Source organism: Carboxylicivirga sp. M1479 (assembly GCF_007097485.1).
GTDB lineage: Bacteria > Bacteroidota > Bacteroidia > Bacteroidales > Marinilabiliaceae > Carboxylicivirga.
In genome coordinates, this window is the sequence record NZ_VKDE01000008.1 from 37,610 (window position 1) to 51,872 (window position 14,263).

At 38.8% G+C, this 14,263-nt stretch carries 10 protein-coding genes; 5 read left to right on the forward strand and 5 right to left on the reverse strand.

What is annotated here, in order from left to right:
- Window positions 1-73 precede the first annotated feature (73 nt).
- Complete coding sequence (locus FNN09_RS06900; protein ID WP_143300838.1) at window positions 74-820, reverse strand: LytTR family DNA-binding domain-containing protein; 747 nt, start codon at window positions 818-820, stop codon at window positions 74-76.
- Window position 821: 1 nt separating this feature from the next.
- Window positions 822-2,765 (reverse strand): tetratricopeptide repeat protein, encoded by a 1,944-nt coding sequence (locus FNN09_RS06905; RefSeq protein ID WP_185968914.1) that lies wholly within the window; start codon window positions 2,763-2,765, stop codon window positions 822-824.
- Between the two features lie 412 nt (window positions 2,766-3,177).
- On the opposite strand from FNN09_RS06905, the gene FNN09_RS06910 reads away from it, so the two are divergent.
- The 5 genes from FNN09_RS06910 (at window position 3,178) to FNN09_RS06930 (ending at window position 10,004) form a co-directional block, all read left to right on the forward strand.
- Window positions 3,178-6,021, forward strand: a complete 2,844-nt coding sequence (locus tag FNN09_RS06910) for a prolyl oligopeptidase family serine peptidase (RefSeq protein ID WP_185968915.1) — start codon at window positions 3,178-3,180, stop codon at window positions 6,019-6,021.
- 170 nt (window positions 6,022-6,191) lie between these two features.
- Window positions 6,192-6,689 (forward strand): outer membrane beta-barrel protein, encoded by a 498-nt coding sequence (locus FNN09_RS06915; protein ID WP_143300844.1) that lies wholly within the window; start codon window positions 6,192-6,194, stop codon window positions 6,687-6,689.
- Between the two features lie 122 nt (window positions 6,690-6,811).
- Entirely contained in the window at window positions 6,812-8,101 is a 1,290-nt protein-coding gene (locus FNN09_RS06920; RefSeq protein ID WP_143300846.1) for an MFS transporter, read from the forward strand.
- A 29-nt stretch (window positions 8,102-8,130) separates the two neighbouring features.
- A complete protein-coding gene (locus FNN09_RS06925; protein WP_143300847.1) occupies window positions 8,131-9,306 on the forward strand; it encodes an MFS transporter in 1,176 nt (391 codons plus the stop codon).
- 53 nt (window positions 9,307-9,359) lie between these two features.
- Complete coding sequence (locus FNN09_RS06930) at window positions 9,360-10,004, forward strand: hypothetical protein (protein WP_143300849.1); 645 nt, start codon at window positions 9,360-9,362, stop codon at window positions 10,002-10,004.
- 6 nt (window positions 10,005-10,010) lie between these two features.
- Here FNN09_RS06930 and FNN09_RS06935 read toward each other — a convergent pair whose 3' ends face one another.
- The 3 genes from FNN09_RS06935 to FNN09_RS06945 form a co-directional block, all read right to left on the reverse strand.
- The gene (locus FNN09_RS06935; RefSeq protein ID WP_143300851.1) at window positions 10,011-10,859 is read right to left on the reverse strand and encodes a restriction endonuclease; all 849 of its coding nucleotides are present in this window, start codon (window positions 10,857-10,859) and stop codon (window positions 10,011-10,013) included.
- Window positions 10,860-11,103: 244 nt separating this feature from the next.
- Entirely contained in the window at window positions 11,104-12,522 is a 1,419-nt protein-coding gene (locus FNN09_RS06940; RefSeq protein ID WP_143300853.1) for an arylsulfatase, read from the reverse strand.
- 122 nt (window positions 12,523-12,644) lie between these two features.
- A complete protein-coding gene (locus FNN09_RS06945; protein WP_143300855.1) occupies window positions 12,645-14,258 on the reverse strand; it encodes an NAD(P)/FAD-dependent oxidoreductase in 1,614 nt (537 codons plus the stop codon).
- Window positions 14,259-14,263 lie beyond the last annotated feature (5 nt).

Genomic DNA, 14,263 nt, shown 5'->3' on the forward strand with positions numbered 1-14,263 from the left:
TAGTTTGAATGTGTATTACCTTTGTCAGAATCTGCATTTTTATTTATCGATAGGTTTACACTCGCATAGATTTTTAACTTGAACTCAGACTATTGATCAGAGCTTGTTTTTTGCGCGCTGATACTGGAATTTCTTTGCCGTTATTTAAAATAACAAAGCCTCCATCGCTTTTATCTATTTTGCTGATATATTGAATATTGACCAAGAAGGACTGGTGTGGGCGTACAAAATTAAATTCCTCGAGCAAGCCAGCATACTCTTTCATGGGTTTTGATACTATAATATCGTGAGCGTTTTCAAGTATAAAAGTGGTGTAGCTATTATCACTTTTACAATACATTATGCGCGAAATATCAACAAGATGCATGGCTTCAGCTGTGCGCAAAACAATCTTTTTGTTTTGTGTCTTCTTTTCGTAGTGTTCCAGAAAATTACCATACTGCTGCTCGGTGTTGTGCTCTTTTAGCTGTTCCAAAGCATTATTAATACTATCGATAAACTCAAACTCGTTAACTGGTTTCAGAATGTAGTCAATGGCACTGAATTTAAATGCTTTAATGGCAAAATCGTTAAAGCCCGTAATAAATATCAATTTGAAGTTATAAGGGCGAATCTTTTGCAGGATGTTAAAACCGGTACCTCCCTTAATCTCTATATCGAGTAATACAAGGTCGGGGTTTGTGTTGGTTATCAATTCAATGCCCGAATCAACAGAGTCTGCTTCGCCAGCAATGTTTATTTCAGGAAAATTTTCTTTCAATAAACTGCTATTGAGTTCACGCATTTGCTGATCATCGTCAATTATAACTGCTTGTATCATATTAGTTTAAAATAGGTAGGTAAACTTTTACTTGTGTGCCTTGGCCTCCAATATCTGAAAGGTCTAGTATCTCCGGTGCTGGTAAATTTGGGATGTCATTTTTTATTATAGCCATCCGCTGATTAAATATTTCAGTTGCTTTAGACTTGTGCTCTTCGTTGCTTGTTTGGCAAGTACTATTAATGCCAATGCCATTGTCTTTAATAATGGCACATATATAATTGTTCTCTTCGTTAAGATGTAACGAGATTTGGCCATTTTCACTTAGGTGCTTAACGCCATGTTTAATAGCATTTTCTATAAAGGGTTGTAACAACATTGGAGGTACTTGAATAAATTCAGTTTCCAAGTCCTCCGTGTAGTCGATGGAGTAGTCAAATGCCTTGTTAACTCTCATTTGTTCCAATTCCAGATAGTTTTTTAGTGTATCAATCTCTTCAATAAGTGCTACTTCATCATTGCTTGAGTTGTTAAGAATTGACCTTGTTAGTCGTGCAAAATTACCCATGTATCGTGCGGCTGCTTTGGGTTCATTTTTATACATATAGTTTTGGATGCTCCCCAAAGCGTTAAAAATAAAATGTGGGTTCATTAAAGATTTTAATAATTGCTGACGAAGCTTTTCTTGCTGTTGGTGTGCATTTCTCTTGCGTACTTTTAGAATAAACAAGACAAAAGCGAGCATTAGTATCAAGATGAAGATAACCGCAAAGCCCAGGCGCAACCGTTGGTTTTTGATTTCGTTATCCGCTGAAAGAATCTTTATTTGTTGCTCTTTCTTTTCTGTTTGGTAATTAATGTCAAGACTCTGAATTTCTTTACGGTACTTCGCCGCATTGATGCTGTCTTTCCATTGGTTAGTCTGCTGTTGATACAAATAGGCGTTTTGCCAATTACTCTGAAGTTTCGATAACTCGGTTAATGCCTCATTTATTATTATCAACTGCTCAATAGAATGCACATCTTGAGCCATTTGTTCAGCAAGTTTTAACTCTTCCTCAGCTTTTGATAAATCATTTTTTTTAAGGCTGATTTTACCCATATAAGCGTGGCAAAGCGATAGGTATCGCTTGGTTTTATACCGTTCATGTATTTCAATGGCTTTACCAAATAAGTCAATGGCTTGTTGGAAGTCTTCCTTTTGATAATAAGCAATGCCCATTAGGTGGTAAGTTACGGCCATTCCTTTGTCATAATTCAGTTTCTTTTTTAGTTCTAAGGCCAGCTGAAAATAAACCAATGCTGAATCAGGCTGCAGGCGCTGCAAATGTATTTCGCCTATCAATCCATGATTAAACGACATGGTGCGCTTATCGTTGCGTTCAAGTGCCATTTGATTGGATGCCGACAAGTGGTATAAGGCCTTGGCATACTCTTGCTGTGCCAAATATGTGGCACCTAAAGTATTGTGTGTATAAGAAGCCCCTTTTGTATCTTTCAGTCGTTCCTGAATGGCAAGTGCTTTGTAAAAGAAAGGTACGGCAAGTGTATATAAATCCTGTTTTCGGTATACTTGACCCAGGTTGTTGTAGTTGTAGCACATTTGATTACTATCCTGTAAGTCAAGTGCTATAGTCAAGGATTGTTGATGATACAAAAAGGCAGAATTGTATTTTTCATTATATCGCTCTTGTAAACCCATGTAATCTAAACTCTTCATCAGGCTTGGCTGGTTGTTGTTCGCTTTACAATATTCAATAAAATCAGCCATTAAGGGTTGGTAGTTGTTTTCTAACTTTCGTCTTTTTCGCCTAATCTTCAACAATATTTCACGCATTTTGGCGGTGTCCGCAGCATTGTCTTTTAACTCTTGGGAAATTGAGTTATATATGGCTTTAGCAGCTTGCTCATCTGGCAGAGCCTTGGCAAAAGTGCAGGGGAAACAGATTAAAATCAATAAGAAAGTCACAGCAAGGCGACTGCCTGATAGTTGGGGTTTGTTCATAAATATACGGTTTTTGCATTCACTCAGGTAAATGCAATAAGTCTGGTTACAAGCGATAAGATACAAACTTAAAAAACATATATCGTATAAGCGTTGCATTTTTGATTAAGCAAAGGTTTAGAGCGTTTAGAGGCAATTATTCATTGATTAGCTACTATGCTTGAGTATAATTTAAAAAGCAGCCTTGAATTTCTTTGCTTTCGTTTCTTGCTTCAAGGCAAGAAATGAAGTCCAGTTTGGGCGGATAGCCCAATTGATCAAACTATATAGGACAACATTGATCTTATTTCATATTTATAAAAGTCAAGTTATTTTAGAATTTAAACTAAACATCAAATCCATGTTATTGAGCATCTATGTTATATTATCGTTACTATTATTTATCTTCAAGCCTTCAAACAATTCTATAACAATGTATAAATCTTTAATCAGAACCACATTATCGCTGGTGATATGCTGCATGTTTGCACAGTCATCATTGGCCGATGGAAAAAAGAACCTGGATGCATCCGTTTATGACGGATGGAAATCCATAGACAGAGGGTATGTTATTTCAAATGACGCTAGCTTTGTTTCGTACGTCATCAAACCTCAAAAAGGAGATACTTACCTTTATTTGTATAATGTAAAAACCGAATCACTGGATTCTATTCCACGCGGTAAATCGCCTGTTTTTTCGCAAAGCAACGAATTTATTGCTTTTAGGGTAGCTGCACAGGCAGATTCTATACGAGCGTTGAAATTAAAGAAAACTAAGAAAGACAAGATGCCAAAAGACAGCTTGTTTATTCGCACTTTGTCAAGCGGTGAAACTAAAACAGTTGCCAATCTTAATAAATGGAGTGCACCCAAAAAGGGAGGCGATTGGTTAGCCTATATGCTTGAGAAAGAAGTGAAGAAAAAAGAAGAGAAGAAGGACACTGCTCAAGTGGAGAAAAAGGAAGATAAAAAAGAAGAAAAAGATAAAAAGAAGGACAAGAAAAAATCGTTTAAGTCCAAAGGAAAACCTCTTGTATTTTATAGACCAGTTACCGGCGATAGCTTGTACATCGAAAAGGTAAAGCATTACTCATTAGCTGATAACGGTTCTGCTGCATACATAGTACAAAGTGTAGGCGATACTACTGAGGTATCAAAAGTATTGAAGTTCAACCCACAATCCTTTACAGTTGATACTCTGTTTAAGCAAATAGGTAAAATTGAAAAATTAGCCAGTGCTTTTGATGGTGCTCAATGTGCCTTTTTATTCTCGCCTGATACGGCAGATACGAAAGTTTATCGCTTGTATCATATGGGAATGAAGATGAAGTCGCCACAAATGATTGTGGACACCATGCATGCTTCTATGCCTGTTGAATGGTCGGTTCGTACTAAAGGCAGTTTGAATTTTTCAGAGAACGGTCAACGTTTGTTTTTTGATGCAGGCAAGCGTCCTGCTGAGGAACCAAAAGATACTTTAACGGCCGATGAGAAAATGCATGTCGATATCTGGAACTGGAAAGACTTGGATATTCAGCCAATGCAAAAAAAGAACCTCAGACGTGAAAAAGATCCGACTTATACCTTTGTATACCACATTAAGAAAAAGCGCATTGTGCAGCTTGAGGATAAGGACCTAAAATCGGTAGAAGTATTGGCTAAAGGCAATTCAAACATTGCTATTGGTAATGACAATACACCCTATCGTTGGGCCCGTACTTATTCAGGAAAATGGACTTCAGATGTGTATAAGATTGATGTATTAACAGGTGAAAAAACGCTGTTAGTTAAAGATCAGTCGGGCGAAGGAGATATATCAGAGGATGGCCAATGGGGCGTTTATTATCAACCTACAGACGGCCAGTATTATTCTGTAAATGTGAAAAGCGGAACGCACCAACTAATTTCGAAAGGAACTTCGGTTAGTTTTGCTGATGAATTGCACGATACACCTAATGATGCTCGTGCCTATGGTGTTGTTGGCTTCTCTACAGATAAGAAGAGTGTTTTAGTTTACGACCGTTACGATATTTGGAAATTAGATTTGAGTGGCAAAACCCAAGCCATCTGTTTAACTCAGGAGCAAGGACGAAAGAACACAACGGAGTATCGTTACGTCAAGTTAGATAAGGAAGAAAAGTACATCGATCTCAATCAGGAATTGTTATTGAAAACATTTAACGATGTTAACAAGCAATCGGGTTACTCCACATTAAAATCACAGAAATTAGGCGAAATAATGATGGGTGATTATAGCGTTTATACACCTATGAAAGCGAAAGATGCCGATGTGTTATTGTGGCGTAAGTCTACCTATAAAGAGTATGCTGAGTTACAAGTGAGCGACCTTAAATTCAATAACTCGAAAGTTATTAGTAATACCAACCCTCAGCAAAAAAACTATGTTTGGGGTGATATAAAATTGGTTGATTGGGTAGCGTCCGACGGCTTAACTCATCAAGGCTTATTGATTACACCTGAAAACCTTGATCCGAACAAAAAGTACCCGATGGTATCGTATTTCTATGAGCGTTATTCTGATAATTTACACGGTTATCGATCGCCTGCACCTAGTCGATCAACCGTTAACTGGAATTTTTATGCTTCCAATGGCTATGTGATATTTGTGCCAGATGTATTTTATCGCGATGGTGATCCTGGTTTATGTGCCTACGAAGCTATTGTAAGTGGTTGTCTAGCTATGGCTGATCGTCATGATTTTATTGACCGTGAGAACATGGGTATTCAAGGACAAAGCTGGGGAGGTTATCAAGTGGCGCATTTGGTTACCCGTACTAACTTGTTTAAAGCGGGTATGGCAGGAGCACCAGTAAGTAACATGACCAGTGCCTACGGTGGAATTCGCTGGGGCTCGGGTATGAGTCGTCAGTTTCAGTATGAGAAAACACAAAGTCGTATTGGCGGAACGCTATGGGAAAAAACGAACAAGTACATCGAAAACTCACCTGTGTTTTTTGCACCTCAGGTAGAAACACCACTATTAATGATGCATAACGATAACGATGGTGCGGTACCTTGGTATCAGGGTATTGAGTATTACATGGCCTTGCGTCGTTTGCAAAAACCGGTGTGGATGTTGGTGTATAACGATGAAGAACACAACCTTACACGTCGAGCAAACTCAAAGGATTTAAGCATTAGAATGATGCAGTTTTTTAATCATTACTTAAAGGGTGAGCCTATGCCAGTGTGGATGCACGATGGTGTACCTGCTGTTAAAAAAGGAAAAGACTACGGCTATGATTTGGTAGAGTAGCCTGGAGTTGAAATAAATGATAAAGCGTCACAGTAGTTATATTGTGGCGCTTTTTTAGTTTGTGATATTGGTTTTTAAAAAGTTGACCTTTACGTATTTTTTCATTTAACTTAGTGTGCATGTGTACAGTAGCTTGTGCAAAACTTTTATTTTAATCTAATTCAAACAAAATGAGAAAAGTTTTATTATTACTAATGGTGGCTGTATTGTCTATTGGGGCAGTAGGGCAGGAGAAAGAAAGTAAAGGCATGTGGGTTGGTGGTGGCATTGGCTTTCATGGAGGCGATAACGATGGTTGGAACCTTAGTCCGCAGTGGGGCATGATGTTTAATGAGAATATGGGTGTTGGAGCCAATCTGGTATTTTCCGATGACGATTGGATGGTTGAACCCTACTTTAGGTATTATCTGGGAGTAACAGATAACTTTAAGTTTTTTGGCGATGGAGCCCTCGCATTTGGAGGTAATGATGACTCAAGTCAGTTTCGTATTCAGGTACGACCTGGCGTGCAGTATTGGTTTACTCCCAAATGGTCATTGGCAGCAGCCACCCCTGTCCTGTCTTTTCATAGTGTCAACTACGACGATGATAATAGAGAAGATATCAGTACATCATTTTTTGGACTTGATGCCACGGACTTAAGCTTTTCTCTCTATTTTCATTTTTAGGAGCACAACCCGTAAGAGAATATTAGTAAGCGACGTAATTAGGTAGTTACGTCGCTTTGTTGTTTTTTGTAAATCATAAATACACAAGCTTTCTTTACGTGCAAAAAACTTACCTTTGCGCGATGAAAATATTTGATAAGCTCACATCGGAGGAAGCTCGCACATTTCGACTGCATCTTTTCTATAGTAGTATAGATGGGATTGCAAGCGGGGCCTTGATTCTTAACGAGTTTATCTTTATCAAGTCGTTGAAAGGAACCAATGTACAGCTGGCTTTTTTGTTCCAGTTTAGCATGGTGGTGTTTTTATTCGCCATGGTGGCCAATGAGGTGATGCGCCGCTTGACCAACCGAAAGCGTTTTTTGCGTATTACTGGTATTATTACCCGTTTACCTTTGGTGGGTTTTGCCTTTTTTCCCAATGTTACTGGCGACAATGGTTTGAGTTCCACTTACCACCTTATATTCTTAGCTGTATTCTTGTTATTTCACACCTCTAAAATAGCCGTTGTTCCTTCCATCAATCAATACCTAAAAGGGAACTACAGGCATGAGTTATTTGGTAAGTTATTTGGTTATTCGACCACGCTCAATAAAATATTTGTACTGATATCAACCTTTGCGGTGGGAGAATTATTGCATTTTAACCCCAACTCATACAAGGTGTTTTATCCGGTTGTGGGTGTCCTGGGAGTTGTTTCTGTTTATCAGCTCACTAAAATTAACTTCATACAAAGGGCAGAGTTGGTAACTACACCTGTTTGGCATGCAGTTGGCAATTCGTTTCGCCGCATTCTGCAGATTTTAAAGAATAATCAACCATTTCGTCATTTGGAAATAGGCTTTATTCTTTATGGTTTTGCATGGATGAGTACCCATGCAGTGGTAACCATTTTTTACAAAGAGGCTCTTGATGTTAATTACCCAACGGTAGCACTTTATAATATACTGTTTAATGTGGTGGCCATCCTCTTATTGCCTTTGTTTGGCAAGTTAATAGGTAAGCGTGATCCCCGACGTTTTGGGATCTTAACCTTTGGTTCATTAATGCTGTTTATTGTTTTCACGGCTTTAACAGAGTACTATCCTTTTTATTTTGAAGTAGGAAATTATAAACTATACTACTTGTTTTTAGTAGCCCTGTTTTTTAATGGTGTTTTTATGGGGAGTATGCCCATATTGTGGGGCATCGGTAGTAGTTATTTTTGCAAACCCCACGAGGCAGCCGATTATCAATCGGTACACCTGTTCTTAACCGGATTCAGGGCTTTGTTTGCACCCATTATAGGTATTAAACTGTATGAGTTGTATGGTTTTAGCTTTACCTATGGGGTAGGGGTAATATTATTACTAATGGCCATTGGCTTAATGATTTACTCCGAAAAATACTTCCGTAAAACAAACAATTCGTAAACACTAAAAACATTAAACGTAAGAAACCCATGTATTCAGGCAATATAACAAGGCTCTATCTGATTAAAATAGCCAAATGGTTTATGCTTACCATGCCTATTCTGATGTTATTTTTTCAGGACTTGGGTTTTACCGTTGAGGAATCGTTTCAGCTGAAAGCTATTTACAGTATTGCTATTGTGGTATTTGAAATTCCCTCGGGATATGCTGCCGATGTTCTTGGACGCCGACGCACACTAATTATTGGAAGTATTTTGGGTACCCTGGGTTTTGCTATTTATTCCACCACATCGGGTTTTTACGCCTTTTTAGCAGCAGAACTTATATTGGGTATAGGACAAAGTTTTATTAGTGGTGCCGATTCAGCTTTGTTGTATGATAGCCTTAAAGCTGATGGTCGTGAGAATGATTACCTCAAGTTTGAAGGACGTAATTTTTCTGTCGGTAACTTTAGCGAAGCCATTGCCGGTCTTATGGGAGGTGCTCTGGCCGAAATTAGTTTACGTACACCCTTCTTTTTTCAAACTGGAATTGCTTTTATTGCCATACCGGCCGCTTTTATGTTGGTTGAACCACAGTTGTATACACGAACACAAAAGGCCACTTGGGGCGACATCTTTAGGGTAATCAAATATGCCATGGTGGAGAATAAAAGTTTACGCTATAACATTATTTACTCATCCATAATTGGCTCCGCAACATTAACCATGGCATGGGTGTATCCGCTTTACCTCAAAGAAATTGGTTTTCGAGAAATCCACATTGGTTCAGCGAGTATGGCCTTGAATCTTGTGGTAGGTATGACCACATTATTCGCTTATAAGATTGAGCGAAAGTTACGACCCAAGTCTACTGTTTGGGGAACAACCCTAGTTATTACAGGTGCATTTATTGCGGCAGGTTGGCTGCACTCACTGTACGTGCTGCCAGTGCTGGCCTTCTTTTATTTCTCGCGGGGAATTGCTACGCCTGTGCTCAAAGATTATATCAACCGTATTACAGCCTCCGATATGCGTGCGACTGTGTTGTCCATTCGTAGTTTAATTATCAGGGCTAACTTTTCAATTTTAGCGCCGCTGTTTGGTTACATGACTGATCGCTTGTCTTTGAGTCAGGCCTTTATCATTATTGGCTTAATATTTATGGTGCTCACAGGCTCAAGCATCTTTTTATTTCTTCGTTCTTTGGAAAAAGACCAGAGCTAACAAAGAATTGCTATTTTGCAGCTTGATTGAAGAACCTCAAAAGCTATACCAACATGTCTACACTCTATTTTGATTTACCTTTAATTGAATGGATCGGTTATGCAGCATCTACCTTGGTGTTGATTTCATTAAGCCTTTCATCCATCGTAAAACTTCGAATTTACAACTTGATTGGGGCAGCCATTTTCTCTTTTTATGGCTTCTATATTGATGCCTTACCGGTGGGAATTATGAACCTGGTTATCTGCTTTTTTAATATTTACTATTTGCGATCATTGGTATTTAAAAAGGAGTTGTTCGATGGTTTGTACCTGGATGATATAGATGCCTACACCCAAAAATTTTTAACCTTCCATCGGAGGGATATACAAAGGTTTTTTCCAGATTTTAATCGCACAGCATTGGATGAGGTTATGGTATTGATGGCCATGCGCGATATGAAGATAGCGGGAATTATGATTGCCACAAAGCCCAAAGGTGGTGAGAGTGAGGTGTTATTAGATTACGTGATACCACAATATCGCGATTATAAAACCGGTAAACACTTGCTAAAGAAATTTAGTAGCACATTAATTAAAAAAGGGACTGAATACTTGGTAAGTGTTTCGGATAATAAATTGCACATTAAGTATTTACATAAGATTGGGTTCGAGAGGGAAGAAAGCTCAAACCGCTTTCGATTAGCTCTAAGAAAATAAGCCTATTTACTCAATAAAGTCCCTTAATTCACGCTTGCAAGCCCTCAGGTTACGTGGCTTAATGGGTAAATGTTCGCGCTCAGTAATTCGTTTGTACAAATCATGACACATTACAATGCCCCGTTCTAATAGTTGTTTTTTTTCTTTACGCGTAATGGATGATAAACAGGTAAGCGGGTGTAAATTCTCCAATTCGATCCAGTCTTTGAGATTTCCTTTACTTGGATAGTCCCAGCCTAAAAGTGTTAATCCGTAATCACGACCAAATTTAATGGCATCGCTTGTAAAGCGTGTATTGGTCACAATCCATCCCTGTGTATTGGTTTCTTTCAGTTCATTGTTAAAATGGCGTGCCCGAATTAAATCATCAAAGCGTGAGCGTATGTACATAGGTACTTTGACATTGGTTTTGGTGCCTTGGTAATTATGAAACTTACATTCAACAAAAATATGTTTGTGCTCGCTGGTGGCCACTACATCTAACTCGTGGCGTACACTATAACCATTTACTAATTTCCCCACTTCAACCTCAAAACCACGTGCTTTAAATAGTTCGCCTACAAACTGCTCAAAAGGATAACCCGATGGCCCCAACTGCAATACCGCCTGTTTAAGTCGGTAATTAACTGCTGTTTTACGTTCTTGTTTTTGTAGTATGCGATAGGCTTTGGTGTAAATGTCGCTGGTAAGCATGCCATCGTGTAATTCCATGCTAATGGCTTGTAGTATTTGATTAGCCAATGCTTCATCAGCACCTGAGCGCATTAATGAATCCACTAGTTTTTGTCCATCGAAGTAGACCTGATCGCCCGAGGCTTTTTTAATTAAATAGTTAGATAGTGGCTTTGTGTGCATGCTGTACCTTTTGAGTAAAGATAAAGAAAAGGGTGGATAATAGAGCTCAAAAGAGCATACTTGATCCAGAGATTAAAAAAAACGATTATAAACCTAATCAAGCATAAATATAAGGAGTTGAAAGAGAGGCAATAATTTAACGGTATTAACTCTATCAAATTCACAAAAAGAATCGCACCTATAGGCTCAATGGTCTATAAGGTGCGATTCTAAAATATCTTAACTGTGAGTAATAAAGGAAGCTTTATTTCGGCAGATAAGGATCTACCTGACCTGCCTTAATAGGTGCATGTTGCTGTAATGATATTTTATGTTCAACCAACTGTTTTAAAGCAGCTTTAGGAACCCATGTATTCGGAAAGAGCACATTGTCGCGTTCTTGTGGATCGGTATACAAGTTGTAGATGCGTGGCATTGTATAAGTATTCATTTCGCTATTCCACGCTTCTTGCTCTTTAAAATGAAGCTTCCAGTTTCGCCATTTAACACCAAAAATACTGTTGCCCATGTAAACGATAAAGCCTTCTCGCCCTGATTCTTCTTTCTTGCCAAGCATAAAATCACTAACATCAATACCGTCAATTACTCTATCATTAGGTACTGTGGCGCCAGTTAGTTTAGCCAGCGTAGGATATAAGTCCATGGCATGAACTATTTCATCGCTTGACTTACCAGCTGGTATTTTATTGGGCCAACGGATAACAAAAGGTACACGTAATGCACCTTCAAAGCCAGTAAACAAAGTACCTCTCCAAGGTCCTGCAGAACCATGAAAAGCAGCCTCAACAGTAAAGTTGGTGCCACCTGCCTGATTTGCTTCAGGGCCATTGTCTGCCGTAAAAATAAATATGGTGTTATCAGCCACGCCTAGCTCATCAATTTTGTCTATTAACTCACCAGTATAGCTGTCTATCTGCATTAGTAGGTCAGCCCATAAGCCATTGCCTGATTTATCTTTGAAATCGGGGTGAGGCATGGTTGGAAAGTGTGTAGCTGTGTAGGGAAGGTATACAAAAAATGGTTTTTTCTTATCAACAGATTTTTCCATGAAGGCCTTGGCCTTATCGGTTAAATCTCTATCTATTAATGGACGATAATCTAGTCGGTAAGGACGAACCTTTTTAGGTGTTTTTCCTTTGTACCCTTCCATCACAAAGGTTTCTGGTAGGTTGCTTTCAGCAAATCCTTCAACGGAAGAATAAACCGACTCATCCGTTGAATTGGGAATGCCATACCACTCGTCAAAACCTTGATCTATTGGAAATCGTCCCTTGGTTCTGCCAAGGTGCCACTTGCCAAACATTCCTGTGGCATAGCCTCGGTCAGAAAGCATCTCAGCCATGGTCACTTCCCATTGCACTAAACCGTAAACACCTTCTCCTAATGGAACTGTAGCATTACCACTTCTGATAGCATACCTTCCGGTCATTAATGCTGATCTTGATGGTGTACATTGTACTTCAATATTAAAGTTTGTTAGCCGCAATCCTTCACTAGCCAATTGATCCATTCGTGGCGTGGCAGCACCTCTTAAGATGCCTCCGCCATTAAAGCCTGGTTCGCCAAAACCGAAATTATCGAGGAAAACTATGACAACATTGGGTTTGTCTTGTGCCCAACTGTTAAATGAAGTTGAAAGTAATATAAAACAGCGAGAATAAATGTTTTATAATTCATAGTATTTTTTTAATGGGTTATTAATGATTATTTAGTTCTAATGTTTAACACTTAAGGTGTGCGAAAAGTTTTTAGAATATTTTGTGTTAATTGATCCTTTTATAGGCCTTATGCCTTATTCTTTTTCACATACTTAATCACATTGTTGGCTGCTAGCTTACCAGTTAATATTGACATGGGTACGCCAGCCGGACTAAAAGCCCATTGACCAGCTTGGAATATGTTTGGAATAGGCGTAAAGGTGGAGCGGTCGGAATATTGGATTTTATGCATCACAGGAATGGCCTCTTGAAACGACCATCCGGTAATGGCACCTTCAGAACTGCCAACCCGTTCTTTAATGCCAAGTGGGGTAAAGGAAAATTGTTTCATTACCTTGTTAGCTAGCATTGGATAAATGCTATTGCTTAATACCTGTATCATTCTGTTCTCTAACTCTGTTTTAAATTCATTGTACCAGCCATCTTTTTTAATCTGTTCAAATAAGTCGTAATCGGCTAAGAAGCTAACAATCATACCTGTTTTGCCTGCTGGAACCAAGGTTTCATCCTTTAAACCCGGAATTGATATTTCATAGGTGTTTAAGGCCGTGAATTTATCAAGCCATTTATATACGTCTTGCTTACTGGTTTCTGTCCACTGTTTAAGCATCGTTTTTAGTTCTTCCCAATGGGTATCGCCAAGGCCCTGCTTTGAAGGAGTGTAGAAGAAATGACCGTGAGCAACTTGACGAAAACTGTCGAGTGGTTCATCAATTTGCAGGTATAAACTAAAGACTGAATCGCCTCCACGGCTTGCTAAAATTGGGTTTTTCTGCTTTTCAAAAGCGAGGACTACTTTGGGCCTTAGCTTATTGGTATTTGTTTGTTGGTAAAAGGTTTTTAAGTCTGCCGCCCACACCAAATTTTTATAGGTAAAGCATGCCCCTGTGTTATCTGTTATTTCATTTGCTCCAGCATCAACGCTTATAACGCTAGTTTGCGTTAATAATTCACCTCCATATTCTAAATACTTATTATGCATTGCTTCGGCCAGTTTGCCCACACCACCAAGAGGATAAAAATAATCGAGGTATAAAGAGAAATAGCTAAGGGCAAAAAATGTGGGTGTGTTCTTAAAAAAATGCTGGGCCAGCACATCTCTTAACGACGCATTGGTGAGGATGTCTTTTAGGTAGTCTTCAATAGGCATGTTCATGCGGTTGATTTTACCCATGGTAAAAATGAATTTAGGTAACCACGGTAGAAGTTGTTTAAAGAGATAGTTGGTGTCGTTTTTAAGATCTTTAAAGGCGGGGTTTTCTAGCCCATACAGCACTTCCATGTGTTTCATTACTTTGTGAATGATGACCATCAAATTGTCAATCTCATCTTCATTGTCGGGAAAAAGCTTGATAAGCATTTGTTGGTAGTCCTTGAGACTATTGATGTCCTTGATGTTGATGATTTCATTTTCAACACCCACAGATACAGGACTTCTTACAAAATCGAGCTCTATGCCTAATTCTTTCAGCATCGGAAAAATGACACCTGCATCTTCAAGGGCTCTAACACCTGCTTCAAACTGAAAACCATCGCGCGAAAAGGTGTTTACCAAGCCACCAACTTCTTTGTTTTTTTCAATGAGCAATACTTTTTGACCAGCGCGTGCTAAATAGGTGGCCGATGTTAAGCCAGCAATGCCTCCGCCAACCACTATGCTATCATATTTATTTTGTGTCATCTTTT

Excerpts from the sequence above, each read along its gene's own strand:
- FNN09_RS06945 (WP_143300855.1), bottom strand. The coding sequence starts at position 14,258 with ATGACACAAAATAAATATGATAGCATAGTGGTTGGCGGAGGCATTGCT.
- FNN09_RS06925 (WP_143300847.1), top strand. The coding sequence starts at position 8,131 with ATGTATTCAGGCAATATAACAAGGCTCTATCTGATTAAAATAGCCAAA.
- FNN09_RS06915 (WP_143300844.1), top strand. The coding sequence starts at position 6,192 with ATGAGAAAAGTTTTATTATTACTAATGGTGGCTGTATTGTCTATTGGG.
- FNN09_RS06935 (WP_143300851.1), bottom strand. The coding sequence starts at position 10,859 with ATGCACACAAAGCCACTATCTAACTATTTAATTAAAAAAGCCTCGGGC.
- FNN09_RS06920 (WP_143300846.1), top strand. The coding sequence starts at position 6,812 with ATGAAAATATTTGATAAGCTCACATCGGAGGAAGCTCGCACATTTCGA.
- FNN09_RS06930 (WP_143300849.1), top strand. The coding sequence starts at position 9,360 with ATGTCTACACTCTATTTTGATTTACCTTTAATTGAATGGATCGGTTAT.
- FNN09_RS06905 (WP_185968914.1), bottom strand. The coding sequence starts at position 2,765 with ATGAACAAACCCCAACTATCAGGCAGTCGCCTTGCTGTGACTTTCTTA.
- FNN09_RS06900 (WP_143300838.1), bottom strand. The coding sequence starts at position 820 with ATGATACAAGCAGTTATAATTGACGATGATCAGCAAATGCGTGAACTC.
- FNN09_RS06910 (WP_185968915.1), top strand. The coding sequence starts at position 3,178 with ATGTATAAATCTTTAATCAGAACCACATTATCGCTGGTGATATGCTGC.